Origin of the sequence: Mycobacterium sp. MS1601 (assembly GCF_001984215.1) — a bacterium.
Classification (GTDB): Bacteria; Actinomycetota; Actinomycetes; order Mycobacteriales; family Mycobacteriaceae; genus Mycobacterium.
On sequence record NZ_CP019420.1, the window covers coordinates 4,036,673 to 4,062,429 of the forward strand.

Sequence of the window (25,757 nt, forward strand, 5' to 3'; positions counted from 1 at the left end):
ATCGAACACACTGTTGGGCTTTGAGGCAGCAGCCTTGCGGCGCCGTTCCCGGTGGGGGATGTGCGCCGGCCCGTATCGCCGGATCGTTGGATGTGGTGGTGGTGGGTGTTGTTGTCGCTCCATCTTGGTGGTGGGGTGTGGTGTTTGATTTGTGGATAGTGGTTGCGAGCATCTAGCGCGCAAGAGTCTGCTCGGGTTCCTTTGGGGGTTCGGGTGGTTGTTGTGTGCACTTAATGATGTGCAATTTTTGCTCATTTTTGGTTTTTGTAAGTGTTTAAGGGCGCATGGTGGATGCCTTGGCACTGGGAGCCGATGAAGGACGTAGGAGGCTGCGATAAGCCTCGGGGAGGTGTCAACCGACCGGTGATCCGAGGATGTCCGAATGGGGAAACCCGGCACGAGTGATGTCGTGTCACCCAACGCTGAATGTATAGGCGTTGGGGGGAACGCGGGGAAGTGAAACATCTCAGTACCCGTAGGAAGAGAAAACAATTGTGATTCCGTGAGTAGTGGCGAGCGAAAGCGGAGGATGGCTAAACCGTGCGCATGTGATACCCGGCGGGGGTTGTGTGTGCGGTGTTGTGGGGTCAACGTTCTTCAGTCCGCCGACTGGGGCAGCAGTGAGAAAATGATGTGTTAGGCGAAGTGGCTTGGGATGGCCTGCCGTAGACGGTGAGAGCCCGGTAGTCGAAAACATGTTGTCTGTTGTCGTTGTGTCCCCGAGTAGCAGCGGGCCCGTGGAATCTGCTGTGAATCTGCCGGGACCACCCGGTAAGCCTGAATACTTCTCAGTGACCGATAGCGGATTAGTACCGTGAGGGAATGGTGAAAAGTACCCCGGGAGGGGAGTGAAATAGTACCTGAAACCGTGCGCTTACAATCCGTCAGAGCCCTCCTTTGTGGTGGGGTGATGGCGTGCCTTTTGAAGAATGAGCCTGCGAGTCAGGGGCATGTCGCGAGGTTAACCCGGGTGGGGTAGCCGTAGCGAAAGCGAGTCTGAATAGGGCGTATCCCCGTATGGGGTGTAGTGGCGTGTTCTGGACCCGAAGCGGAGTGATCTACCCATGGCCAGGGTGAAGCGCGGGTAAGACCGTGTGGAGGCCCGAACCCACTTAGGTTGAAGACTGAGGGGATGAGTTGTGGGTAGGGGTGAAAGGCCAATCAAACTCCGTGATAGCTGGTTCTCCCCGAAATGCATTTAGGTGCAGCGTTGCGTGTTTCTTGCCGGAGGTAGAGCTACTGGATGGCCGATGGGCCTCACAAGGTTACTGACGTCAGCCAAACTCCGAATGCCGGTAAGTGTAAGCGTGGCAGTGAGACGGCGGGGGATAAGCTCCGTGCGTCGAGAGGGAAACAGCCCAGATCGCCGGCTAAGGCCCCTAAGCGTGTGCTAAGTGGAAAAGGATGTGCAGTCGCGAAGACAACCAGGAGGTTGGCTTAGAAGCAGCCACCCTTGAAAGAGTGCGTAATAGCTCACTGGTCAAGTGATTGTGCGCCGATAATGTAGCGGGGCTCAAGCACACCGCCGAAGCCGCGGCAATACGTAAGTATTGGGTAGGGGAGCGTCCTGCATCCGGTGAAGCAGCCGAGTGATCGAGTTGTGGAGGGTGTGGGAGTGAGAATGCAGGCATGAGTAGCGATAAGGCAAGTGAGAACCTTGCCCGCCGAAAGACCAAGGGTTCCTGGGCCAGGCCAGTCCGCCCAGGGTGAGTCGGGACCTAAGGCGAGGCCGACAGGCGTAGTCGATGGACAACGGGTTGATATTCCCGTACCCGTGTGAGCGCGTCCCTGATGAATCAGCGGTACTAACCGCCCAAATCCAGATCCACGGATCCCTTCGGGGTGATGGTTTCTGGGGCTGCGCGGGACCTTCGCTGGTAGTAGTCAAGCGATGGGGTGACGCAGGAAGGTAGCCGTACCAGTCAGTGGTAATACTGGGGCAAGCCTGTAGGGAGTTGGATAGGTAAATCCGTCCAGCACATATCCTGAGAGGTGATGCATAACCGTATGAGGTGAATTCGGTGATCCTATGCTGCCGAGAAAAGCCTCTAGCGAGCTCTCACACGGCCCGTACCCCAAACCAACACAGGTGGTCAGGTAGAGAATACCAAGGCGTACGAGTGAACTATGGTTAAGGAACTCGGCAAAATACCCCCGTAACTTCGGGAGAAGGGGGACCTACATACCGTCAACACCTTTGCGGTGGGCAGCGGGAGTGGGTCGCAGAAACCAGTGAGAAGCGACTGTTTACTAAAAACACAGGTCCGTGCGAAGTCGCAAGACGATGTATACGGACTGACGCCTGCCCGGTGCTGGAAGGTTAAGAGGACCCGTTAATCGTAAGGTGAAGCGGAGAATTTAAGCCCCAGTAAACGGCGGTGGTAACTATAACCATCCTAAGGTAGCGAAATTCCTTGTCGGGTAAGTTCCGACCTGCACGAATGGCGTAACGACTTCTCAACTGTCTCAACCATAGACTCGGCGAAATTGCACTACGAGTAAAGATGCTCGTTACGCGCGGCAGGACGAAAAGACCCCGGGACCTTCACTACAACTTGGTATTGGCGTTCGATACGGTTTGTGTAGGATAGGTGGGAGACTGTGAAGCTCACACGCCAGTGTGGGTGGAGTCGTTGTTGAAATACCACTCTGATCGTATTGGACTTCTAACTTCGAACCGTATATCCGGTTCAGGGACAGTGCCTGGTGGGTAGTTTAACTGGGGCGGTTGCCTCCTAAAATGTAACGGAGGCGCCCAAAGGTTCCCTCAACCTGGACGGCAATCAGGTGTTGAGTGCAAGTGCACAAGGGAGCTTGACTGTGAGACGTACATGTCGAGCAGGGACGAAAGTCGGGACTAGTGATCCGGCACCCCCGAGTGGAAGGGGTGTCGCTCAACGGATAAAAGGTACCCCGGGGATAACAGGCTGATCTTCCCCAAGAGTCCATATCGACGGGATGGTTTGGCACCTCGATGTCGGCTCGTCGCATCCTGGGGCTGGAGCAGGTCCCAAGGGTTGGGCTGTTCGCCCATTAAAGCGGCACGCGAGCTGGGTTTAGAACGTCGTGAGACAGTTCGGTCTCTATCCGCCGCGCGCGTCAGAAACTTGAGGAAATCTGTCCCTAGTACGAGAGGACCGGGACGGACGAACCTCTGGTATACCAGTTGTTCCGCCAGGAGCACGGCTGGATAGCCACGTTCGGACAGGATAACCGCTGAAAGCATCTAAGCGGGAAACCCCTTCCAAGACCAGGTTTCTCACCCTCTAGGAGGGATAAGGCCCCCCGCAGACCACGGGATCGATAGGCCAGACCTGTACACACAGCAATGTGTTAGGGAACTGGCACTAACCGGCCGAAAACTTACAACAACCTCCATTATTGCTGCTCGCAACCACGCAACCACATCTCACAACGCACTCCACCACCAAAAACACTTGTTCTTGGACACGGACCGAAACCCCCACACCCGGGGTGTTACGCCGACAAGAAAATAGAGTTACGGCGGTCATAGCGACAGGGAAACGCCCGGTCCCATCCCGAACCCGGAAGCTAAGCCTGTCAGCGCCGATGATACTGCCCTGCACGGGCGGAAAAGTAGGACACCGCCGAACACACATTGAGCCAATGGCCCCCAATTCGTTGGGGGCCATTGGTGTTTTTTCTTCAGCTGAACAGCGTCAGATTCGAGGCGTTTCTCTCCAGGTCGAGAAGGGCCCTTTTGCGGGGTAGTCCGCCACCAAATCCGGTCAGACTCCCATTTGCGCCGATAACGCGATGGCAGGGCACTATCACGGCAATCGGATTGTGCCCGTTGGCCAAGCCAACTGCTCGAAAAGCGGTCGGACTACCGATCTGCTGTGCAATTTCTCCGTATGTTCGTGTTTCACCGTACGGAATGGTGCGCAATGCCTCCCAGACTCGGCATTGAAAAGGTGTTCCGTGGAATTCCATGTGCACATCAAAACTGCTCAGCTCACCGGCAAAATATGCGTCGAGCTGCTCCACTGCATCGGGGAAAGCCCGGTCATCAAGTGTCCAATCGGCGCGATCCGGTTCGTACGTTTGGTCAACCATCCGGAGATTGGTGAGTACCGGGCCCCGGCCGGCCAGAGTCAGCAGACCGATGGGACTGTCGATCGTGCGATAGCGAATCATGCTGCTTCCTCGGGTTGGGTCTGGCCTTTCGGCGGCCACTGGTTCACATCATGGTCAAGTGCGGTCCACAGGTACTGCGTGGCATAGGACCGCCACGGTCGCCAGGCTGCGCTGCGCTCGGTGAGCTCTCGCACACCGTCCGGCACACCCAGGTGTGCGGCCGCGGCGCGTACCCCGAGGTCTGTGGCGGGAAATGCATCCGGATCGCCGAACGCGCGCATCGCGATGACTTCGGTGGTCCACGGGCCAATTCCCGGAAGGTCGATCAATTGGGCGCGGGCGCGTGCCCAATCGCAGCCTGCATGCAGGGCGATGTGTCCACCGGCCAGCGCATCGATCAGTGTCGTCAGTGTGCGCCGACGGGATTGGGGCACGGCGAGGTGCGCCGGGTCGATGTCGGTGAGCTCAGCCGGCGTGGGGAAACCGTGGGTGAGGCCACCGGATGGGTCTGCGACGGGCTGACCGTAGTGGGCCACGAGCCTGGCGGTATGTGTCCTTGCGGCCTTGGTCGATACCTGTTGTCCCAACACGACACGCAGTGCCAGCTCGGCCTCGTCGACCGAGCGTGGGATGCGTTGGCCCGGTGCCTTGACGATCAGCGGGCCCAGGGCTGGATCCTCGCCGAGGGCGTTGTCGATTGCCTCGGGATCGGCGTCGAGGTCCAGCACGCGACGGCACCGGGCGATCGCGGCGGACAGATCGCGGAAGTCGTCGAGAGTCAGAGTGCAGCGCACATGGTCGGCTGCGGGTCTCAGCTCCGCAATGCCGTTGCCCCGCGGGAGACGCAGAACCCGACGATAGGAGCCGTCACGCACCTCCTCGCAGCCCGGTACGGCCGTGGCCCCCAGATGCCCGAAAACTCCGGCGTAGCTGAAAGGTTGGCGGACGGCGAATCGCAGTGAAATGCTGCCGGCGGCAACCGCAGCAGGGGAGCAGGCCCGGCGGCGAAGCTCTGTCGGCGTGGTGCCGAACACTGCTCGCACAGTGTCGTTGAACTGTCGGATGCTGGCGAAACCAGCGGCGAACCCGATATCGGAAAATGCCATCGAAGTGGTCTCGATGAGGAGTCTGGCGGTCTGCGCGCGTTGAGCCCGGGCGATTGCCAGCGGACCGGCACCGGCGTCGGCGTTGAGCAGTCGCTCCAGCTGACGAGGCGTGTAGCCGACTCTGCGTGCCAGGCCTGTGACCCCTTCCCGGTCAACGGTTCCGTCTGCGATGAGTCGCATTGCACGGGCAACGACATCACTGCGGACGTTCCATTCGGGGGATCCGGGGGAGGCGTCGGGACGGCAGCGCTTGCATGCGCGGAAGCCGGCGTGCTGCGCCGCGGCGGCGGTGGGATAGAACTGCACGTTGCGCGCAAACGGGGGCCGTACAGGGCAACTGGGCCTGCAGTAGATCTTGGTGGTGCGCACTGCAGTGACGAACCAGCCGTCGAAGCGGGCATCCTTGGATTGCACGGCGCGGTAGCAGCGATCAAAATCCTGATGGATGGCCGCGTCGAGTCCTGACTGCATGGTTCCCACGATTACACCCGGACACCGACAACGCTGGCGGGAATCCGACATCGACGTGTTCTACGGGCGAAGCGCCAGCGAGTGGCTTCGACCTGATCAGCCCGGTTTGAGCGCGCCTTCGTGGTGATCGCAGTACTCAGCGACGGAGAACCCGGCGACCATGCTGGCATCCTCGACGGTGATGCCGTGTGTGGCCGACAGCTGCTCGACCACAGCGGGAAGTTGCTGCCCCGAGTCCAAGCTTGCGCATACGCCCCGCCCCACGGCCACGGCTGTTGCGGAGTCGCCCACCGAGATGCCGACCATGTCGAGCATGTCGACAAACAGCGCGTCGTCGGCAGCGGCAGGTGCGGACAGTGCGCCTGCGGCGGTGGTCAGGGCAGCGCAAACGGTGAGAGTCTTCAGCAAGGCCACGTAGACGATCCTGCCAGTTACGATTCAGCTCGCCCCGTTCTACCCGGGCATCGGCGACCGAACTGGTTAGGATCGCGGCGTGGCTGAGCTGGTACAGCAGTACCTCGACCGGATCTGCGTCGGGCACGCGGACTGCACCGACGGCGAACTGGCCTCGTACATTCCCGAACTTGCGAGTGTGGACCCTGACGGTTTCGGCATGTCGCTGTCGTCGGCGGATGGATATGTCTACGAATCCGGCGATGCCGCAATCGAATTCACCATTCAGTCGATCTCGAAGCCACTGACGTACGCGCTGGCCCTCGACAAGCTGGGCGAAGCGGCTGTCGATGAGAAGATCGGCGTCGAACCCACCGGTGAGGCCTTCAACGAGATCAGCGTGGACCGCACCACCAAGACGCCGAAGAACCCGATGATCAACGCCGGCGCCATCGCGTCGGTGTCGCTGATACCCGGCGCGGACGCCGACGAACGCTTCGCCTGCATCCAGGAGTTCTATTCGGCCTGTGCCGGCCGCTCGTTGGAACTCGACGAACAGATCTACGCCTCGGAGAAGGCGACGGGCAGCCGCAACCGTGCCATCGCCTACATGTTGGAGAGTTTCGGTGTGCTCGACGGCGACCCCGACGAGGTGCTGGACGTCTACTTCCGGCAGTGCTCGCTGAAGGTCACCAGTACCGATCTGGCACGGATCGCGGCCACCTTGGCGCGTGGCGGCGTGAATCCGTTGACGGGTCGGCGTGTGACCAATCATCTGGTGGTGCAACGCACGCTGAGTGTCATGGTGACCTGCGGGATGTATGACGCGGCCGGCGACTGGGTGACCGGCGTCGGCCTACCCGCCAAGAGCGGGGTGGGTGGCGGCATCCTGGCGGTGCTGCCCGGACAGCTGGGTATCGGCGTGTACTCACCGCGCCTGGACGCCAAGGGCAACAGTGTGCGCGGAGTCCGGGTGTGCCGCAGCCTGTCTCGTGAGTTGGGGCTGCACTTCCTGACCGTCAGCCGGGAATCGCGGTCCACCATCCGCGCGGTGTACGAACCCGTCGAGAACGTCCGCGTCTACGAGGTACATGGCGACCTGCTGTTCGCCGGTGCGGAGCAGGTGATCCGGACGGTCAGCCGCGAGTGCGGGCGCCTCGACGTGGCCGTTCTCGACGTCTCCCGCCTGGACACCATCAACGATCCGGCCCGCGAACTGCTGGCGAGCATGAGTTCGGCGTTGAAGGATCAGGGCAAGACGGGGCTGCTGGTCGATCCCGACGGCGCGGTGATCCGTCCCCAACACCGCTTTGACACGATGGCGTTCAGCAACCTCGACGAGGCGGTTGAGGAAGCGCAGCGGTGGGTGCAGGAACGCTCAAGCCCCGATCGGTAGCGCCAGCCGGGTCGGCTCATCGAGGCCGCGCAGGGTCACGGTGTCCCCGAAAGTCCAGTTCTTGCTTTCGTTCTCGGAGGCGCCGCGGACGGCGTCCGAGGAGGCCAGCAGCAGGCCGGGCACGGACTTGGCCAGCTCGCACAGCCGCGCGGCCTCGTTGACGGGCTCGCCGATCACCGTGTACTCGAATCGTTCGCGGGCACCGACATTGCCTGCCACCACCTGCCCGGCGGCGACCCCGATGCCGGCCCGGCATTCGGGGATCTCGTTGTTCAGTCGTCGGGCGATGGCGCGGGCGGCCGCCAGCGCGGCGTCCTCGGGACACTCGAGGCGGTTGGGGGCGCCGAACACCGCCAGGCAGGCGTCGCCCACGAATTTGTTGAGCAGCCCGTGTTGGCGATCCACCTCGTCGACGACGACGGCGAAGAAGCGGTTGAGCAGCTGGACGACTTCGGCGGCGGGTCTGCCGGTCACCAGCTGGGTGGAACCGATGATGTCGACGAAGATGACCGCGGCATGGCGCTCTTCACCGCCCAGCTTCGGCCGTTCCCGCTCGGCGGCGGCGGCCACCTCCCGACCTACGTGGCGGCCGAACAGATCGCGAACCCGCTCGCGCTCACGCAGCCCGGCGACCATGGTGTTGAAGCCGCGTTGTAGCTGACCCAGCTCGGTACCGTCGAACACCACCAGATTGGTGTCGAGGTTGCCGTGTTCGACGCGGTTGAGTGCTGCCCGCACCACCCGCACCGGCGTGGCCGTGAGCCAGGACAGGATCCACATCAGGATGAAGCCGAAGATCAGGGCGAACGCCGCCAGGATGATGACCGCGACGGTGAATTGAGTCGGCGTCACGTCCCGCAGGGTCAGGGTGATCACGGCGGCCAGCAGGATGCCCAGCACCGGAACCCCGGAACCGAGGATCCACACCAGCATGGTGCGGCCCATGATGCCGGCGGCGAACCGTTTCGGCGGGGGACCGGCCTCGAGCGCCTGGGCGGCAACCGGTCGTAATGCGAACTCGGTGAACAGATAGCAACTGGCCGACACGACGATGCCGCTGAAGCTGATACCCAACAGAAGTTTCGGGATGAACCGGACGTTCTCCAGACCGAACAGTGTGGTGAGCAGGATGGTGCCGCCACCCCACAGCACCAGCAGCACCCGGGTGAGCCGCCAGGGGGCGAAGAACGTATTGAGCTGGTCCTCGCGGGTGGGTGTGCGCTCTTCGATGGCCCAGCGCACGTTGCGGATCACCCGCCGGGTGGCCCAGAAGATCCCGATCACCAGCGCGGCGGCGATGTAGGCCGGCGCGACGATGAAGGTGATCCAGCGGACGCGCGGGTCGAACACGTCCGGTGCCGGGAAGGCCACCAGGACCACCAGGCTGGCGACACCGATGCCGATCACATTCGCCACGATGACGAACAGCGTGAGAATCACCTGGATGCGCACCCGGCGGCGGGCCTGAGTCTCGGCGACGCGGCCCAGCAGCCACGAACCGTACTCCGGCACCTCGGGCAACCGCCCGCTCTGGCGGGTGAGCTTCTCCAGAAGCAGGCCCAGCCGCTGCGCCAGCGTCGGAGTGGATTTCATGGTGGCGCCAGCCTAGTGAACGAGCGGCGACCCTTAAGGTGGTTCGGGTGCGTCTCGTCATCGCCCAGTGCACCGTCAACTACGTCGGCCGTCTGACCGCGCATCTGCCCTCCGCGCGGCGGCTGCTGCTGGTGAAGGCCGACGGGTCGGTCAGCGTGCATGCCGACGACCGTGCCTACAAACCGCTGAACTGGATGAGCCCGCCGTGCTGGCTCACCGAGGACAGCAGCGGCGAACGGCTGGTGTGGGTGGTGGAGAACAAGGCCGGAGAACAGCTACGGATCACCCTCGAGGAGATCGAGCACGACTCGAGTCATGAACTGGGCGTCGACCCCGGACTGGTCAAAGACGGTGTGGAAGCGCACCTACAGGAACTGCTGGCCGAACATGTCGAGCTGCTGGGTGCGGGGTACACGCTGGTGCGGCGCGAATACATGACGGCGATCGGCCCCGTGGACCTGCTGTGCCGCGACGAGCAGGGGCGTTCGGTGGCGGTGGAGATCAAGCGGCGCGGCGAGATCGACGGAGTGGAGCAGCTCACCCGCTATCTGGAGCTGCTCAACCGGGACTCATTGATCGCGCCGGTGGCGGGGGTGTTCGCTGCCCAACAGATCAAGCCACAGGCCCGGACACTGGCAAACGACCGCGGAATCCGTTGTCTGACACTGGACTACGATCAGATGCGCGGTATGGACAGCGACGAGTTCCGGTTGTTCTGATGGGCCGCAAAGCGCGTTCGGGACGACGGCAGTCGCCGGCCCGGCCGCTGCCGGAATCGCGCCGGATCGAAGTCGGGCCGGACGGCTACGACTACCAGGTGATCGCCCTGCCGGGTGCGCGAGCGCTCAAGACCTATCGATGCCCGGGTTGTGATCACGAAATCCGTTCAGGCACAGCGCATGTGGTGGTGTGGCCGGCGGATCTGGGGGAGAGCGCCGTGGATGACCGCAGGCATTGGCACACGCCATGCTGGGCCAACCGGGCCAACCGCAGCCCGACCCGGCGGTGGAGCTAGTGCCCCTCCGACGCCGGTTCGACGAGCTCGATCAGCACGCCGCCCCCGTCCTTCGGGTGGATGAAGTTGATGCGCGAGTTCGACGTGCCGCGCCGCGGGGCGTCGTAGATCAGCCGCAGGCCCTGCTCACGCAGGCGATCGGAGAGGGCGTCGATGTCACTGGTGCGGTAGGCCAGCTGCTGCAGGCCCGGGCCCTTCTTGTCCAGGAACTTCGCGATGGTCGACGAATCGTCGATGGGTGCCATCAGCTGCAACTGGGGGCTGCCTTTGGGGGCGCCGCGCACGGCGAGCATGGCTTCGACGATGCCCTGCTCCTCGTTCACTTCTTCATGCAGCACGATCATGCCGAGGTGGTCGTGGTACCACTTCTTGGCCTCGGCCAGATCCGGGACGGCGATGCCCACATGATCGATCGCGGTGACCAGCGAGGTCGACAGGGCGGGACGGGTATCTACCTGCTCAGTGGTCATAACGTAAAGGTAACCTTTGGCTCGGGATCCCACACCTGCCTGTGGCCCGATCGGCCGTTCACATCCACTCGAGAGGACCTCAATGACGACGTCGGTGATAGTTGCTGGAGCCCGCACTCCGATCGGCAAACTGTCGGGTTCGCTGAAGGATTTCTCGGGTTCGGATCTGGGTGCCGTCGCGATCAAGGGCGCGTTGGACAAGGCCGGCGTGGATGCCTCGATCGTGGACTACGTGATCATGGGTCAGGTGCTCACCGCGGGCGCGGGCCAGATGCCCGCCCGCCAGGCCGCCGTGGCCGCCGGTATCGGCTGGGACGTCCCGGCGCTGACGATCAACAAGATGTGTTTGTCGGGAATCGATGCAATCGCCTTGGCTGACCAGCTGATTCGAGCCGGTGAGTTCGAGGTTGTGGTGGCCGGTGGGCAGGAGTCGATGACCAAGGCACCGCATCTGCTGATGGACAGCCGCGCCGGGTACAAGTACGGCGACGTCACGGTGCTCGACCACTTGGCCTACGACGGTCTGCACGACGTGTTCACCGACCAGCCGATGGGTGCGCTGACCGAGCAGCGCAATGACGTTGATCGATTCACCCGCGCTGAGCAGGACGAATTTGCTGCCCTGTCGCACCAGCGGGCGGCGGCGGCCTGGAAGGACGGGGTGTTCGCCGACGAGGTGGTGCCGGTGTCCATCCCGCAGCGCAAGGGCGACCCCATCGAGTTCACGCAGGACGAGGGCGTGCGTGCCAACACCACGGCCGAATCACTGTCGGGCCTGCGTCCGGCCTTCCGCAAAGACGGCACCATCACCGCCGGCTCGGCGTCGCAGATCTCCGACGGCGCCTGCGCCGTGGTGGTGATGAGCAAGGCCAAAGCCGAAGAGCTGGGGCTGGAGTGGCTGTGCGAGATCGGGGCACACGGGGTGGTGGCCGGCCCCGACTCGACGTTGCAGAGCCAGCCGGCCAATGCCATCAAGAAGGCGGTGGCCCGCGAAGGTATCTCGGTGGACCAGCTGGACGTCATCGAGATCAACGAGGCCTTCGCCGCGGTGTCGCTGGCCTCGGCCAAGGAACTCGGCGTGGATCTGGACAAGGTGAACACCAACGGTGGCGCCATCGCCGTCGGGCATCCGATCGGCATGTCCGGAGCCAGGATCACCCTGCATGCGGCGCTGGAGCTCAAGCGCAACGGAGGCCGGTACGCGGTCGCCGCGTTGTGTGGTGCGGGCGGCCAGGGTGACGCACTGATCCTGCGGGCCTGAGTGCTGCTGCCCGCGTTCGCACTTCACCACTTCTACGACGCTCAGTAGTAGCTGTGTCGGGGCTCAGGCACAATAGGGGCCATGGCGAGCGCATATGACCTTCGGACCACCGCGGGACGCTTCCGGCTGGTCGCACTTCTGGAAGCGGCCAGCTGGATCGGACTGCTGGTGGGGATGTTCTTCAAGTACGTCGGAACCCCGCAGACCGAGATCGGCGTGAAGATCTTCGGACCCGTGCACGGGGGCATCTTCATTGCCTTCCTGGTGGCTGCGCTGTTCGCCGGAATCGCCTACAAGTGGAGCGTCGTCACATGGTTGCTGGCGTTGCTGGGTAGCATCGTGCCACTGGGCAGTGTGATCTTCCTCATATGGGCGGACAGGACCGGTCGTCTCGGCGCTGTCGAAGGGCAGTCGTCGGGCATCGGACCAGCGCGGCCCGCACCCGAAGCGACGTGACAGACTTGAGGGCGTGACCAGACCTGGATCTTCAGGGCGGCCCCCGGCCGGGGCCGCATTCGCCGCATCCATGGCGGGAGCGGTAGACCTCTCGGGGCTCAAGCAGCGAGCTCAACAACCCGCACCCGGTTCGCCGGACGGGGCGCCCGAGCCCGCGTCGGGAGTCGAGGTGACCGAGGCGAACTTCGAATCGGCTGTCCTGGCGCGCTCCAACGAGATCCCGGTTGTCGTCGTCCTCTGGACCCCGCGCAGTGATTCCTCGGCCCAGCTGGTCGAGATCTTCGCCGCTCTGGAGGCGCAGGACGGCGGCAAGTGGGCGTTGGCCACGGTGAACGTCGACACCACGCCGCGGGTGGCGCAGGCATTCGGCGTACAGGCCGTGCCCACTGTGGTGGCGTTGGCCGCCGGGCAGCCATTGGCCAGCTTCCAGGGCATGCAGGCGCCCGAGCAGCTGCGCAGCTGGATCGACCAATTGCTCAGTGCCACGGCGGGCAAGCTCAGCGGCGGCACCGCCGACGGCGAACCGGAGCAGGTGGACCCTGCCCTTGCCGCGGCCCGCGAACACCTCGACGCCGGCGACTTCGCGGCCGCCAAGGCTGCGTACCAGGCGATCCTCGACAGCGACCCCGCTCACGTCGAAGCCAAGGGCGCAGTTCGGCAGATCGACTTCCTGACCCGTGCCACCGCACACCCGCAGAACGCCGTCGCGCTGGCCGACGCGTCGCCGAAAGACATCGACCTCGCGTTCGCCGCGGCCGACGTCCTGGTGCTGTCTCAGGAGGTCGCCGCCGCATTCGCCCGCCTGACCGCGCTGGTGCGCAGCACCGCGGGCGATGACCGCACCCGGGTGCGGACCCGGCTGATCGAACTGTTCGATCTGTTCGACCCCGCCGATCCGGATGTCATCGCCGGGCGCCGCAACCTCGCGAACGCTTTGTACTGACTAGCTTTCGGGCTCCAGCCACAGCGCGGAGTTCGGGGGCAGCACCAGCACCGCCGAGGCCGGCCGACCGTGCCACGGATCTTCGGTGGCGTCGACGCCGCCCATGTTGCCCGCGCCGGCACCGTTGTAGATGGTGGCGTCGGTGTTGAGCACCTCGCGCCACCTACCTGCGTGCGGCAGACCTACCTGGTAGCGACTGTGCTCGGAACCGGAGAAGTTGAAGATGCACGCCATGACGGAGCCGTCGTTGCCGAACCGCAGGAAGCTCAACACATTGTTGCCCGAGTCGTTGGCGTCGATCCAGGAGTAGCCCTCTGGTTTGGTGTCCTGGGTCCACAGCGCGGGCCTGCTGGTGTAGATGCTGTTGAGGTCGCGGGTCAGGGTCTGGATACCGGTCGAGAAGCTCTGTTCGCCCAACTGGAACCAGTCGACCCCGCGCTCCTCGGACCACTCGGCACGCTGGCCGAATTCCTGGCCCATGAACAGCAATTGCTTGCCCGGGTGTGACCACTGGTAGGCCAGCAGGCTGCGTAGCCCGGCGGCCTTCACGTGATCATTGCCGGGCATCCGGCCCCACAACGTGCCCTTTCCGTGCACCACCTCGTCATGGCTGATGGGCAGTACGAAGTTCTCGCTGAAGGCGTACAGCAGCGAGAAGGTCATCTCGTGGTGGTGAAAACTGCGGTAGATCGGGTCGCGCGCGATGAACGCCAAGGTGTCGTTCATCCAGCCCATGTTCCACTTCATCGAGAAACCGAGGCCACCCAGGTTGGTCGGACGGGTGACACCCGGCCACGACGTCGACTCCTCGGCCACCGTGACGATGCCCGGGGTGAGTTTGTGCACCGTGGCGTTCATCTCCTGGAGGAACTGCACGGCTTCGAGGTTCTCGCGGCCGCCGTACTTGTTGGGCGACCAACCGCCTTCGGGGCGTGAGTAATCCAGGTACAGCATGGAGGCAACCGCGTCCACACGCAGACCGTCGATGTGATATTCCTGCAGCCAGTACAGCGCGTTGGCCACCAGGAAGTTGCGCACCTCGGAGCGGCCGAAGTCGAAAACGTATGTGCCCCAGTCAAGTTGCTCGCCGCGGCGGGGGTCGCCGTGTTCGTAGAGTGGCGTGCCGTCGAACCGGCCCAGTGCCCACGAATCCTTGGGGAAGTGAGCGGGCACCCAGTCGACGATGACGCCGATGCCGGCTTGGTGCAGTCTGTCCACCAGATACCGGAAGTCATCGGGTGCGCCGAAACGTGACGACGGCGCATAGTAGGACGTCACCTGGTAACCCCAGGAACCACCGAACGGATGCTCGGCGACCGGCAGCATCTCGACGTGCGTGAAGCCCTGCTCGACGACATAGGCGGTGAGTTCGTCGGCCAGTTGCCGATAGCTCAGGCCGGGTCGCCACGAACCCAGATGCACCTCGTAGGTGCTCATCGGCTCGAACACCGGATTGACGTTGGCGCGCTTGGTCATCCAGTCGGCATCGGACCACACGTACTGGCTGGTGTACACCTTCGAAGCGGTCTGCGGCGGCACCTCGGTGGCGAAGGCCATCGGGTCGGCATGGTCGACCACGCTGCCGTCGGCGCCGTGGATGCGAAACTTGTACAGGCCTTCGTCGGGGAACCCGGGCCAGAACAGCTCCCAGACACCGGTGGAACCCAGCACCCGCATAGGCGACTGCTGGCCGTCCCAGTGGTTGAAGTCGCCCACGACGCTCACGCCTTTGGCGTTGGGCGCCCACACCGCGAAGGACACGCCGTCCACGGCGCCGTCGGCTGTGGTGAAGGAGCGGCGGTGTGCGCCGAGCACGGTCCACAACTGCTCGTGCCGACCCTCGGAGAACAGATGCAGATCCATCTCGCCGAGCGTCGGCAGGAAGCGGTAGGCGTCGGCGACGGTGAAGGTGTCGCTGCCGTAGGTCAGTTCCAGCCGGTAGTCGATCAGGTTGGTGAACGGCAGGGCCACCGCGAACAGGCCGGAGTCGATGTGCTGCAACGGGTATCGCACCGTGCCGACAACCGCCACCACTTCTCCGGCATGCGGGCGGAAAGCACGGATGACGGTGTGGTCGTCATATTCATGAGCACCCAGGATGGAATGCGGGTCGTGATGGGTGCCTGACACCAAGCGTTGCAGGTCGGATGGATCCGGTGCCAGGTGCTTACTGGCAATCTCCGTGCGAGTCATTCTGGTGTTCCTTTCACTCGCGGCGTAGCAGGGCGGCGCGCTTGTCGGGCGGAATGATGGGCATGTTCACCACGTGCGCCACTGCTCGGGCCGGGTCGATGCGGACATAGTTGCCCTGACCCCATTGGTATTCCTCACCGGTGATCTCGTCACGAACCCAGAACCTGTCGTAGTTCTCCATACCCAGCGCACTCATGTCCAACCACAGGGTGCCTTCCTCGGGACCGAAGGTGTTCAGGGTGAGAACCACCAGCACACAGTCGCCGGACACCGGATCGAACTTGCTGTAGGCCAGCAATGCGTCGTTTTCGATGTGGTGGAACGTGATGGTGCGCATCTGCCGCAGAGCCGGATGGACACGACGAATCTCGTTGAGGCGGGCCAGGAACGGCTCCAGCGACCGGCCCTCGGCCAGTGCGGTGTCGAAGTCGCGCGGACGCAGCTCGTACTTCTCCGAATTCAGGTACTCCTCGCTGCCCTCACGCACCGGAACATGCTCGAACAGTTCGTATCCCGAGTACACGCCCCACACCGGGCTCAGGGTGGACGCCAGCACCGCGCGCACGGCGAACATGCCGGGCCCGCCCCTCTGCAGGCTCTCGTGCAGGATGTCGGGCGTGTTGACGAACAGGTTCAGGCGCGCCTCGTCGGCCCGTTCGGCAATCTGCTCGCCGAACTCGGTGATCTCCCACTTGGCGGTGCGCCAGGTGAAGTAGCTGTAGGACTGGGTGAAACCGAGGCGTGCCAGGCCGTACAGCCGAGCGGGTCTGGTGAATGCCTCGGCCAGGAACAGCACGTCGGGATCGACGTTCTTGACCCGGCCGATCAACCAGGCCCAGAAGTCCGGCGGCTTGGTGTGTGGGTTGTCCACCCGGAATGTCTTGACCCCGTGGCTGACCCAGTGCAGCACCACCCGGAGCACCTCGTTGTAGATGCCCGCCGGATCGTTGTCGAAGTTGATGGGGTAGATGTCCTGGTACTTCTTCGGGGATTCTCCGCGTACGCGATGGTGCCGTCGGGTAGTTCGGTGAACCACTGCCGGTGATCCTTGGCCCACGGGTGATCCGGTGCGCACTGCAGCGCCAGATCCAGGGCCACCTCCATGCCGAGGTCGTTCGTGGCGGAGACGAACTCGTCGAAGTCCTCCAGCGTGCCCAGCTCGGGGTGGATGGCGTCGTGCCCGCCTTCGTCGCTGCCGATGGCCCACGGCGAACCGACATCGCCGGGAGCGGCGGTGACGGTGTTGTTGCGGCCCTTGCGGTGCACCTTGCCGATCGGGTGGATAGGTGGCAGGTACACCACGTCGTAGCCCATCTTCGCGATCCTGGGCAACGCCTTGATGGCCGTGGTGAAGGTGCCGTGCACGGGGTTTCCGTCGGAGTCCCAGCCGCCGGTGGAGCGGGGAAGAACTCATACCACGAGGCGAAGCGTGCTTCGGTGCGGTCCACCCAGACGCCGTACTGGTCACCGCGCGTCACCAGTTCGCGGAGCGGATAGGTGTCCACCAGTGCTGCCACCTCGGGCGACAGGGCCGGTGCGGCGCGCTCCAGCGGATCACCCGGCTCGCGGAGCTTGGCGGCGGCCTGGATCAACGGATAGCGGTCCTGGCGGGGCACACCGGCGGCGGCGCGTTCCAGGAGTTTCGCGCCGACCAGCATCTCGTTGGACAGCTCGGCCTCGGTCTGGCCGGCTTCGAGCTTGGCGGTGATGGCCTTGCGCCAGGTCGCGATGGGATCACCCCAGCCATCCACCCGGAACGTCCACAGGCCCACCGCGTCGGGCACGAACTGGCCGTGGAAGACATCGGGGGTGCGTCCCATCGACATGGGCAACCGCTGGGGCTTCACCCGCGGCGACGGGGAGACGATCTGGTCGATGGGAACCGGCTCGGCCGGCTGGGCGCTGAGCGCCGGGCCTGCGACCAGCTGTGGGTACGAGGTGCCGTGGTAACGCACCACCAGGGTTGCGGCCACTGCGTCGTGGCCTTCGCGCCACACCGTGGCGCACACGGGAACTACCTCTCCCACCACGGCTTTTGCCGGGAACTTCCCGCCGGAAATGACAGGCTGGACGTCGTCGATCTCGATGCGACCTGGCACCCGAGCTCTCCTCATGGCGTCTAAGGCGCGGTGCGAGTCCGCGCGGGAATTGCCGTCTTGATGGTCCTGACTGGTTCTTCGGTTAACCACTTCGCGTCCTCCTCAACCGTAGTGTCCGAAGGCCGTCCAAGGGAATGGAGGGTTCTCGCCGGTGTCGGGCACCGCCAGTAGGGTGTCGACGTGTGGAGGCGCGGGGCGGTGTGAGCAGAGCATTGACCGTGGCTGTGGACGGCGGGCCGTACGCGTTGGCAGCGGCACCCGACGGTGCGATGTGGGTGACCCTGGTGCACAGCGGGGATGTCGCGCGCATCGACAGGGCAGGCACCGTGACGCGTTTCACGGTGGCGCCGGAAAGCAAGCCGTCGATCATCACCGCGGGCCCGGACGGTGCCATGTGGTTCACCTGCGCGGGCACCGACCGCATCGGACGCGTCCGCGCCGCGGGCGACATGCGCTTCGTCGACCTGACTGCCGGCAGCGCCCCGTTCGGTCTGACGCTCGGACCGGACGATGCACTGTGGTTCACCACCACCGAACTGGGCACCGTCGGCCGCCTCACCGCTGAGGGCACGGTCACCGACGAATACCGGGTGGGCGGGATGCCGTCGATGATCATCACCGGTCCGGACCATGCCCTGTGGTGCACCCTGAACCAACGTGGTGCCATCGCCCGGTTGGATCCGCGTACGGGGAAATCGACGGTCAGAGAGTTGCCGACCCCGAACGCCGGCCCGGTGGGCATCGCCGCCACCCACGACGACGCCGTGTGGTTCACCGAGATCCGCGCCGGCAAGCTGGGGCGGATCCCGCTGCGCGAGGCCATCCAGGAGATCGACCTGCCCGGCAAGCCCCACGCCGTCGTCGCCGACATGGCCGACGGTGTCTGGGTCAGCTTGTGGGAGGCCGACCAGTTGGCCCGGGTCAGCGCGGACGGCGAGATCGTCACCTTCGACCTGCCGTCCGGCAGCGAGCCGCACGGCCTGGCAGTCGACGCCGACGGTGCCCCGTGGGTGGCGCTGGAGTCCGGATACGTGGTGCGGCTACCTGTCTGATCTCTTTGTGACCGGCCGGTTCTGCCCGGCACGTCGACGGCCGGCTAGGGAAAGCGTTTCAGGCACCGATCCTGGTCGCCGAGCACTCCCACCCGGAATGCGTCGATCCTGGAGAAGCCCGCGGGCACCGGCTCGCCGTTGACATCACCGGCGGCCAGCCCGTTGGTGAGCAGCCCGGCCACCGCCTCGTCCAGATCGCCCGCTGTCAGCGCCACGGTGTTGCCGTCGGGTGTCTCCACTTCTTCGGTCAGCTTGGTGGTGGCCACCCCGGTCAGGCACGCGGTGCGCAACCCGGCGGTGGCGTTGTCGAGCACCAGGCCGCCGTGCGCGTGCTGGACGGCCATCATGTACCGCGACATGAGCACCGAATAGGCCGTGTTGTCGCCGGAGAGGGCGGAGAACTCCTCCTCGCTGCTGGCGGCGCCCAGCTCCTCCAGCGCAGGCAGGTCCACCGTGACGGTGTTGGTGGCCGGGCAGTAGGACGCTGGCGGGCTGGGCCGGGCATTTGCACAGTCCGCGGCACCGAAGCTCAGCTCGGGCGGATCATCGAGAGGGAAGAGGATCTTCATCGCTTCGTGGAAGGCGCGCACCGACTCCTCCGACACCGGCCATTCACCGGTTTGCCCACTCTGCAGCGCCACCGGCAGATCGCCGCGCCGCTGCGCCACCTCCTTGGCGTCGATGGCCGCACATGCTGCAGGGCCGTCGGTGAAGCCGAACTGGAACGCCGAGATCCGCTCGAACGCGGACCCGTGCTCGTCACCGGCCCCGGAGCTGTACAGGTCGTCCTCCGACGGCAGCGGGTCGCGGAACAGGATCACGCTGGCCAACACGGCATTCAGACCGTCGCCGGTGCTCAGGGTGAACCGGGGAGAGTTGCCCTCGGCGACCCAGCGCAGATAGGACCCGGCGAAGCAGTCGGCCTGCTGTTCGCCCACCAGCACCGGGGTGCCGCGCTTGTTGAGTTTGGCCTGGCGTTGGATCGAGTGCCCGTATTCGTGGGCCAGCACCATCGTGATGGCGGCGTCGCCGCCGGCATCACGCAGGGCGGGCAGCATCAGTGTGCGGTCCCAACCGATGCTGCGGTCTCGGGAGCAGAATCCGGCATTGGCGAATCCGTAGGTCTCCATCCCGCAGAAAACGCCGTCGTAGTCGTCGGGATCCCAGGAGATCAACGCTGACACCGGGGTGAACTCGCCGGCGAAGGTCTCGCCGAAGGCACCCTGCCAGAACTGCTCGATGTCGCTGATGGACTGGGCGGCGATCTCGTCGATCCGGCTGCCGTCGGTGCCCTCGACCTCGCGGGTGGGGGCTCGGCGTCGGGTCGCAACCCGGTGGGGCCGTCCACGGCCTGCATGCCTGCGACCTTGAACGGATCGGCGAACACCGAGACCGGAGTGCCTGCCAGCATCGTGGAGCAGGCGCTCAGCACCGCGACACCCGTGACCAGAACGGTGCTCGACAGGACACATCGCAGACCCATGGGCCACCTCTCGCTGGGTGACAGCCAGGATAGCGATGTCAGCGCTTGTCGAGACTTGCGCGCAACCGGCCCAGCGCCAGCCTGGCCTTTGCCGGGTCGGTGGTGGTCCAGTACGGCGGCAGCGACGAGCGCAGATAGCCGCCATAGCGGGCGGTCGCCATCCTGGAATCGAGGACGGCCACCACGCCTCGGTCATCGGTACTGCGTAACAATCGGCCCGCGCCCTGGGCCAGTAGCAGCGCGGCGTGGTTGGCGGCCACGGCCATGAAACCATTGCCGCCGCGCGCACCGATGGACCGCTGCCGCGCGGTCAGCAGCGGGTCGTCGGGACGTGGGAACGGGATGCGGTCGATCAGCACCAGCGACAGCGACGGTCCGGGCACGTCGACGCCCTGCCACAGCGACAGTGTGCCGAACAGCGACGTCGCCGGGTCCTTAGCGAACTTCTCCACCAACGCCGCCGTCCCGTCCTCACCCTGGCACAGCACCGGGGTGTCGAGACGCTCGCGCATGGCTTCTGCGGTGGCGCGGGCCGCCCGCATCGACGAGAACAGTCCCAGCGTCCGGCCGCCGACCGCGGTGATCAACCCCTCGATCTCGTCGAGCTGCTCGGTAGAGCTCACCCCGTCGCGCCCCGGCGGCGGCAGGTGCTTGGCGATGTAGAGGATGCCGGATTTGGCGTGCTCGAACGGTGAACCCACGTCCAGGCCACGCCATTTCGGGGCATCCTCGCCGGCCAGCCCCCAGGCCCCCGCCATGGCGGTGAAGTTGCCGCCCAAGGTCAAGGTGGCCGACGTCAGCACCGCCGTCGCCCTGGCGAACAGCCGGGTGCGCAGCAGGCCGGCCACCGACAGCGGACCCACCCGCAGGATCGAGCGCACCGATCCACGGCTCTCCTCGCGGTCCAGCCACACGATGTCGTGTCGTTCGGTCAGCGGCAGCTGATAGGACACCAGCACGCGGGTGGCGGTGTCGGCGACCTCGCTGAGCGCCGCGATCGCCTCGGTGCGGGCGGCGGCCGCCTGCGGGTCACGTGGGGCGGGATCGATCGACTCGCGGGCAGCTGAGGCAGCGTCGCGCAGCGAGGTCAGATACGTGCCGAGTTCGTCGTCGAGGTGGTCCATGCGGCCGGGTTCGGCGTCGTGGATGGCCGAGGTGAACACCGCGACGGCGGCGTCGAGCCGTGACGTCAGCTCCGGGCCCACCAGGCGCGCCGCGCGCCGGGTGGCAACACCGAGTGCGGTGGCGGTCAGCTCGCCGGTGGCCACTGCGGTCACCCGGTCAACGAGTTCGTGCGCCTCGTCGACCACCAGCAGTTCGTGTTCGGGTAGCACGTTGGCGTCGGCGATGGCGTCGATGGCCAGCAGTGCGTGGTTGGTGACCACGACATCGGACAGGGCCGCCTTGCCGCGGGCCTTCTCCGAGAAGCATTCGGTGCCGAACGGACAGCGCGCCATGCCGATGCACTCGCGGGCGGACACACTGACCTGCGACCAGGCCCGGTCCGGGACTCCTGGCTTCACCTCGTCGCGGTCGCCGGTACGGGTCTGCGACGCCCACTCGGTCAGGCGGGCGACGTCACGGCCCAGCGCCGAGGCCGCCATGGGCTCGAACAAGAGTTCCTGTGGGGGAGTGTCGGTCTCGTCGGCCGCTCCGTTGTGGATCTTGTTCAGGCACACATAGTTCGACCGCCCCTTGAGCAGGGCGAAGGTGGGCTCGCGTGGCAACACCTCGGCCAGCGCCGCCGACAGTCGGGGCAGGTCCCGGTCGACGAGCTGGCGCTGCAGCGCGATGGTGGCGGTGGACACCACCACCGGACCTCGCTCGTCCGCGGCCATGGCCAGCGCGGGAACCAGGTAGGCCAGCGATTTGCCGGTACCGGTCCCGGCCTGCACCGCCAGGTGCTCGCCGGTGTCGAACGCGCGAAAGACAGCTTCGGCCATCTCGATCTGACCGCTGCGTTCGGTGCCTCCGAGTGCGGCGACGGCCTGGGTCAGCAGTTCGGTGACGTTTTTCAGGGCGCGATCACCCGGGTCGGGATGGCGGGTTCACCGGCCGAGAGCTTCAGCCCTTCCCACGGGATGCTGGTCAGCCCCTCGGCCACCAGAGCGCGGGCCTTGGCCAGATCATCGCCGGCCACCAGGTCTCCGCCGCGAACCAGCGGAACCGTCAGCAGCCGCGCCGGCCTGCTGTCGGTCTGCGGGGCATCGGCCGGGTAGATCACCTCTTCGAGGATGGTGCCGGACGCCTTGGAGTAGCGCACCGCCTTCTTGCGGCCGCCGTGGGATTCCTTGTGACTACTGCGCTTCTGCACCGGGATGCCGTCCACCTCGACGAGCTTGTAGACCATTCCCGCGGTGGGTGCACCCGACCCGGTGGCCACCGATGTCCCGACGCCGTAGCTGTCCACCGGTTCGGCGCGCAGTGCGGCGATGGAGTACTCGTCGAGATCACCGGACAGCACGATCTTGGTGCCCGTGGCGCCCAGTTCGTCGAGTTGGACCCTGGCCTGGCGAGCCAGCACCCCCAGGTCGCCGGAGTCGATACGCACCGCCCCCAGTTCAGGGCCCGCCGCGGCGACGGCGTTGGCGATCCCGCTGGTGACGTCGTAGGTGTCGACCAGCAGTGTGGTGCCGACGCCGAGTGCGTCCACCTGGGCGCGGAACGCGGCCAGCTCATCGGGGCCGTCCTCGGTGGTGTGCAACATCGTGAACGCGTGGGCGCTGGTGCCCAGCGCGGGCACCCCGTGCAGCCGCTGTGCCTCCAGATTCGACGAGCCGTGGAAACCCGCGATGTAGGCGGCCCTGGCAGCGGCCACCGCGGCACGTTCGTGAGTGCGGCGTGAGCCCATCTCGATGAGCGTGCGGCCCTGCGCGGCGGTGACCATCCTGGCCGCCGCCGACGCGATGGCGGCGTCGTGGTTGAAGATCGACAGCGCCAGCGTTTCCAGCATCACGCACTCGGCGAAGGTGCCGGTCACCGTCAGCACCGGCGACCCCGGGAAGTACAGCTCGCCTTCGGCGTAGCCGTCCACGTCGCCGGCGAAGCGGAAGTCCCGCAGGAACAGCAGGGTGTCGGGATCGAGGAATTCCGACACCATGTCCAGGGCTCCGGTGTCAAAGGTGAACTGGCCCAGTGCTTCCAGAAAGCGGCCGGTGCCCGCCACCACGCCGTAGCGACGGCCGGGCGGAAGGCGGCGGGCGAACAGCTCGAAAGTGGTCTGGCGCCCGGCAGTGCCGTCACGCAAGGCCGCCGACAGCATCGTCAGCTCGTACTTGTCGGTCAGCAGCGCCACCGTCACGGTCAATACGCTAACGCCTCGGGTGGGCAGCCGGTGACCGGCGCGTGCAGGGCTCGCTATTCTGATACCCATGGCTGCGCCAGCATCGACCAAACCGGGGTCTGCCGGGCAACAACAGGTCGAGACCGTGGACGCGACACTCGACGCCAATCAGCGGCCGTGGGTCACCATCGTCTGGGACGACCCGGTGAATCTGATGAACTACGTGACCTACATACTGCAGAAGCTGTTCGGCTACTCCGAACCGAAGGCGACGGAACTGATGCTGCAGGTGCACAACGAGGGCAAGGCAGTGGTGTCGTCGGGCTCGCGGGAATCGATGGAAGTCGACGTCTCCAAGCTCCACGCAGCCGGGCTGTGGGCCACCATGCAGCAGGACCGCTGACGCACGGTGCGTAAATGGAAGCGGGTGGCTACCGCCGACGGTCCTCGGTTTCGGTCCGCCCTCGAACCGCACGAAGCTGCGTTGTTGCAGAACATGGTGACGTCTTTGGTGGGCATGCTCGACGACCGGGAATCGTCAGCGCCCAGAGACGAACTCGCTGATATCACCGGGATGCGCACAGGGCACACCGCCGCCCCGGAAGACGCCACACTCGGCCGGTTACTGCCCGACTTCTTCCGCCCGCAGAACGACCATCCTGCCGGTTCGGCGGCCGCTGAGAGCCTGAACAGCGCGCTGCGCAGTCTGCATGAACCGGAGATCATCGACACCAAACGCCAAGCAGCACAACGGGTTCTGGACACATGCCCGCAGAGTGGGGGGCGTTTTGAGCTCTCCGAGGACGACGCGCAAGCCTGGGTGGCATCCGTCAACGATGTGCGCTTGGCCCTGGGCACCATGCTCGACATCGGCCCGGGTGGTCCGGACGCGCTATCTCCCAACCATCCGATGGCCGGGCACCTGGACGTCTATCAATGGTTGACCGTGCTGCAGGAGTACCTGGTGCTGAGCCTGATGGGGAAGTGATGACGGGCTCGATCACCGATGTCGCCGGAATCCTGGTGGGCAATTACCAGCGCCTCGACCACGACGCCGAGCTCGGCTCGGGCTGGGCCGTGGGCACCACGGTGATCGTGGCGCCCCCGGGCACCGTCGGTGCGGTCGACGTCCGCGGTGGCGCGCCGGGCAGTCGGGAGACTGATCTGCTGGACCCGGCCAACAGTGTGCGCTATGTCGATGCAGTGGTCCTCACCGGCGGCAGCGCCTACGGCCTCGCGGCCGCCGACGGTGTGATGACCTGGCTCGAGGAGCAGGGCCGCGGTGTCGCCATGGACGGTGGGGTAGTGCCCATCGTGCCTGCCGCGGTGATCTTCGACCTGCCGGTCGGTGGTTGGCAGTGCCGCCCCGGTGCTGAATTCGGTTATGCCGCGGCATCATCGGCGGGTACGGCTTTCGATCTCGGCACGGCAGGGGCGGGCACCGGTGCGCGTGCCGGAGTGCTCAAGGGCGGCTTGGGAACTGCTTCGCTGACCCTGCCGGAACTCGGGGTGACGGTCGGTGCCGTCGTCGCCGTCAACGCGGCAGGCAACGTCGTGGACCCCGACACGGGCCTGCCCTGGATGGCGCACCTGATCAAGGAGTTCGGCCTGGTGCCGCCACCGGCCGACCAGATCGCCGCGCTCGCCGAACGCGACCGGGAACTCGGACCGCTCAACACCACCATCGCGGTGGTGGCCACCGATGCGGCGCTGAGCCCCGCCGCGTGCCAGCGGATGGCGGTCGCCGCCCACGACGGGCTGGCCCACAGCATCCGCCCGGCACACACCCCGATCGACGGAGACACCGTGTTCGGGCTGGCCACCGGTGCTGTCGAGGTGCCACCCGACGTCTCCGCCATCCCGGCTCACATGTCGCCGGAGACCAAGTTGGTGGCTGCCCTGGGAGCCGCCGCGGCGGACTGTCTGGCGGTGGCCGTGCTGACCGGAGTGCTGGCCGCTTCCTCGGTCGCCGGAATACCGACCTACCGTGGCATGTTGCCTGGTGCATTCGCCGGAAGGAACTGAAGTGTTGACGATTCGTGCCGACCTGGTCGACGCGATGGTGGCCCATGCCCGCGCGGACCATCCCGACGAGGCGTGCGGCGTGATCGCCGGCCCGGAAGGATCGGACCGTCCCGAGCGGTTTATCGCCATGGTCAACGCCGAGCGTTCGCCCACGTTCTACCGGTTCGACTCCGGCGAGCAGCTCAAGGTCTGGCGCGGTATGGACGACAACGACGAGGTTCCCGTCGTGATCTACCACTCGCATACCGCCACCGAGGCGTACCCCAGCCGCACCGACATCTCCTTCGCCTCCGAACCGGAGGCGCACTACGTGCTGGTGTCCACCCGCGATCCGGAGCAGCACGAGCTGCGCAGCTACCGGATCCTCGACGGGGTGGTCACCGAGGAACCCGTCACCGTCGTCGAGCAGTACTAGAAAGG

General features: G+C 65.4%; 19 protein-coding genes, 2 rRNA genes and 2 pseudogenes. 13 read left to right on the plus strand and 10 right to left on the minus strand.

The window, feature by feature from the left end; translation table 11 throughout:
* Positions 1–264 precede the first annotated feature (264 nt).
* Positions 265–3,371, plus strand: a 23S ribosomal RNA gene (locus BVC93_RS19650).
* A gap of 129 nt (positions 3,372–3,500) precedes the next feature.
* Positions 3,501–3,614, plus strand: a 5S ribosomal RNA gene (gene rrf, locus BVC93_RS19655).
* A gap of 52 nt (positions 3,615–3,666) precedes the next feature.
* Here the strand turns inward: rrf and BVC93_RS19660 are convergent.
* The 3 genes from BVC93_RS19660 to BVC93_RS19670 all read right to left on the minus strand — a co-directional run bounded on the left by BVC93_RS19660 (position 3,667) and on the right by BVC93_RS19670 (position 6,089).
* Complete coding sequence (locus BVC93_RS19660) at positions 3,667–4,158, minus strand: methylated-DNA--[protein]-cysteine S-methyltransferase (RefSeq protein WP_083738937.1); 492 nt, start codon at positions 4,156–4,158, stop codon at positions 3,667–3,669.
* Positions 4,155–5,651, minus strand: coding sequence for a DNA-3-methyladenine glycosylase 2 family protein (locus tag BVC93_RS19665; RefSeq protein WP_083741176.1), 1,497 nt, complete (start codon positions 5,649–5,651; stop codon positions 4,155–4,157). Before BVC93_RS19665 ends, BVC93_RS19660 begins: the two co-directional genes overlap by 4 nt.
* A gap of 120 nt (positions 5,652–5,771) precedes the next feature.
* A complete protein-coding gene (locus BVC93_RS19670; protein ID WP_192860043.1) occupies positions 5,772–6,089 on the minus strand; it encodes a DUF732 domain-containing protein in 318 nt (105 codons plus the stop codon).
* A gap of 79 nt (positions 6,090–6,168) precedes the next feature.
* On the opposite strand from BVC93_RS19670, the gene glsA reads away from it, so the two are divergent.
* Positions 6,169–7,464: a glutaminase A gene (gene glsA / locus BVC93_RS19675; RefSeq protein ID WP_083738939.1), complete on the plus strand. Its 1,296-nt coding sequence runs from the start codon at positions 6,169–6,171 to the stop codon at positions 7,462–7,464.
* On the opposite strand, the gene BVC93_RS19680 is transcribed toward glsA, so the two are convergent.
* Positions 7,447–9,057, minus strand: a complete 1,611-nt coding sequence (locus tag BVC93_RS19680; protein WP_083738940.1) for an adenylate/guanylate cyclase domain-containing protein — start codon at positions 9,055–9,057, stop codon at positions 7,447–7,449. The two genes, glsA and BVC93_RS19680, sit on opposite strands and share 18 nt — an antisense overlap.
* 47 nt (positions 9,058–9,104) lie before the next feature.
* Here BVC93_RS19680 and nucS point away from each other — a divergent pair, with 47 nt between their 5' ends.
* Both nucS and BVC93_RS19690 read left to right on the plus strand, forming a co-directional pair.
* Complete coding sequence (nucS, locus tag BVC93_RS19685; protein ID WP_083738941.1) at positions 9,105–9,776, plus strand: endonuclease NucS; 672 nt, start codon at positions 9,105–9,107, stop codon at positions 9,774–9,776.
* Complete coding sequence (locus BVC93_RS19690; protein ID WP_083738942.1) at positions 9,776–10,072, plus strand: hypothetical protein; 297 nt, start codon at positions 9,776–9,778, stop codon at positions 10,070–10,072. Before nucS ends, BVC93_RS19690 begins: the two co-directional genes overlap by 1 nt.
* On the opposite strand, the gene mce is transcribed toward BVC93_RS19690, so the two are convergent.
* Positions 10,069–10,542 carry a methylmalonyl-CoA epimerase gene (gene mce / locus BVC93_RS19695; RefSeq protein ID WP_083738943.1) on the minus strand — a complete coding sequence of 158 codons (474 nt, stop codon included), beginning with the start codon at positions 10,540–10,542 and terminating at the stop codon, positions 10,069–10,071. The two genes, BVC93_RS19690 and mce, sit on opposite strands and share 4 nt — an antisense overlap.
* An 82-nt stretch (positions 10,543–10,624) precedes the next feature.
* Here mce and BVC93_RS19700 point away from each other — a divergent pair, with 82 nt between their 5' ends.
* The 3 genes from BVC93_RS19700 to BVC93_RS19710 all read left to right on the plus strand — a co-directional run bounded on the left by BVC93_RS19700 (position 10,625) and on the right by BVC93_RS19710 (position 13,202).
* Positions 10,625–11,803: an acetyl-CoA C-acetyltransferase gene (locus tag BVC93_RS19700; protein ID WP_083738944.1), complete on the plus strand. Its 1,179-nt coding sequence runs from the start codon at positions 10,625–10,627 to the stop codon at positions 11,801–11,803.
* 81 nt (positions 11,804–11,884) lie between these two features.
* The gene (locus BVC93_RS19705; RefSeq protein WP_083738945.1) at positions 11,885–12,259 is read left to right on the plus strand and encodes a DUF3817 domain-containing protein; all 375 of its coding nucleotides are present in this window, start codon (positions 11,885–11,887) and stop codon (positions 12,257–12,259) included.
* A 13-nt stretch (positions 12,260–12,272) separates the two neighbouring features.
* Complete coding sequence (locus tag BVC93_RS19710) at positions 12,273–13,202, plus strand: tetratricopeptide repeat protein (protein ID WP_083738946.1); 930 nt, start codon at positions 12,273–12,275, stop codon at positions 13,200–13,202.
* Here BVC93_RS19710 and glgB read toward each other — a convergent pair whose 3' ends face one another.
* Both glgB and BVC93_RS19720 read right to left on the minus strand, forming a co-directional pair.
* Positions 13,203–15,395, minus strand: a complete 2,193-nt coding sequence (gene glgB, locus BVC93_RS19715) for a 1,4-alpha-glucan branching protein GlgB (protein WP_083738947.1) — start codon at positions 15,393–15,395, stop codon at positions 13,203–13,205.
* Positions 15,396–15,408: 13 nt separating this feature from the next.
* Positions 15,409–17,509, minus strand: a pseudogene (locus BVC93_RS19720) (alpha-1,4-glucan--maltose-1-phosphate maltosyltransferase).
* A 185-nt stretch (positions 17,510–17,694) separates the two neighbouring features.
* Between BVC93_RS19720 and BVC93_RS19725 the strand changes: the two are divergent.
* A complete protein-coding gene (locus tag BVC93_RS19725; RefSeq protein WP_083741177.1) occupies positions 17,695–18,546 on the plus strand; it encodes a Vgb family protein in 852 nt (283 codons plus the stop codon).
* A 44-nt stretch (positions 18,547–18,590) separates the two neighbouring features.
* Here BVC93_RS19725 and BVC93_RS19730 read toward each other — a convergent pair.
* From BVC93_RS19730 to BVC93_RS19740, 3 genes and pseudogenes are all read right to left on the minus strand, one after another.
* Positions 18,591–20,029 (minus strand): annotated as a pseudogene (locus tag BVC93_RS19730) (neutral zinc metallopeptidase).
* Positions 20,030–20,067: 38 nt separating this feature from the next.
* A complete protein-coding gene (locus BVC93_RS19735; RefSeq protein WP_157516994.1) occupies positions 20,068–21,972 on the minus strand; it encodes an ATP-dependent DNA helicase in 1,905 nt (634 codons plus the stop codon).
* Between the two features lie 71 nt (positions 21,973–22,043).
* Positions 22,044–23,291: a nicotinate phosphoribosyltransferase gene (locus tag BVC93_RS19740; RefSeq protein WP_236950464.1), complete on the minus strand. Its 1,248-nt coding sequence runs from the start codon at positions 23,289–23,291 to the stop codon at positions 22,044–22,046.
* Positions 23,292–23,391: 100 nt separating this feature from the next.
* On the opposite strand from BVC93_RS19740, the gene clpS reads away from it, so the two are divergent.
* From clpS to BVC93_RS19760, 4 genes are read left to right on the plus strand one after another with little or no spacing between them, the layout of a single operon-like run.
* Positions 23,392–23,715, plus strand: coding sequence for an ATP-dependent Clp protease adapter ClpS (clpS, locus tag BVC93_RS19745; RefSeq protein WP_192860404.1), 324 nt, complete (start codon positions 23,392–23,394; stop codon positions 23,713–23,715).
* Positions 23,716–23,721: 6 nt separating this feature from the next.
* Positions 23,722–24,300: an oxidative stress transcriptional regulator AosR gene (gene aosR / locus BVC93_RS19750; RefSeq protein ID WP_083738951.1), complete on the plus strand. Its 579-nt coding sequence runs from the start codon at positions 23,722–23,724 to the stop codon at positions 24,298–24,300.
* On the plus strand, positions 24,300–25,337 hold the full coding sequence (locus BVC93_RS19755) for a P1 family peptidase (protein WP_083738952.1): 1,038 nt from the start codon (positions 24,300–24,302) through the stop codon (positions 25,335–25,337). Before aosR ends, BVC93_RS19755 begins: the two co-directional genes overlap by 1 nt.
* 34 nt (positions 25,338–25,371) lie before the next feature.
* Positions 25,372–25,752, plus strand: a complete 381-nt coding sequence (locus BVC93_RS19760; protein WP_442929097.1) for a Mov34/MPN/PAD-1 family protein — start codon at positions 25,372–25,374, stop codon at positions 25,750–25,752.
* Positions 25,753–25,757: the final 5 nt, after the last annotated feature.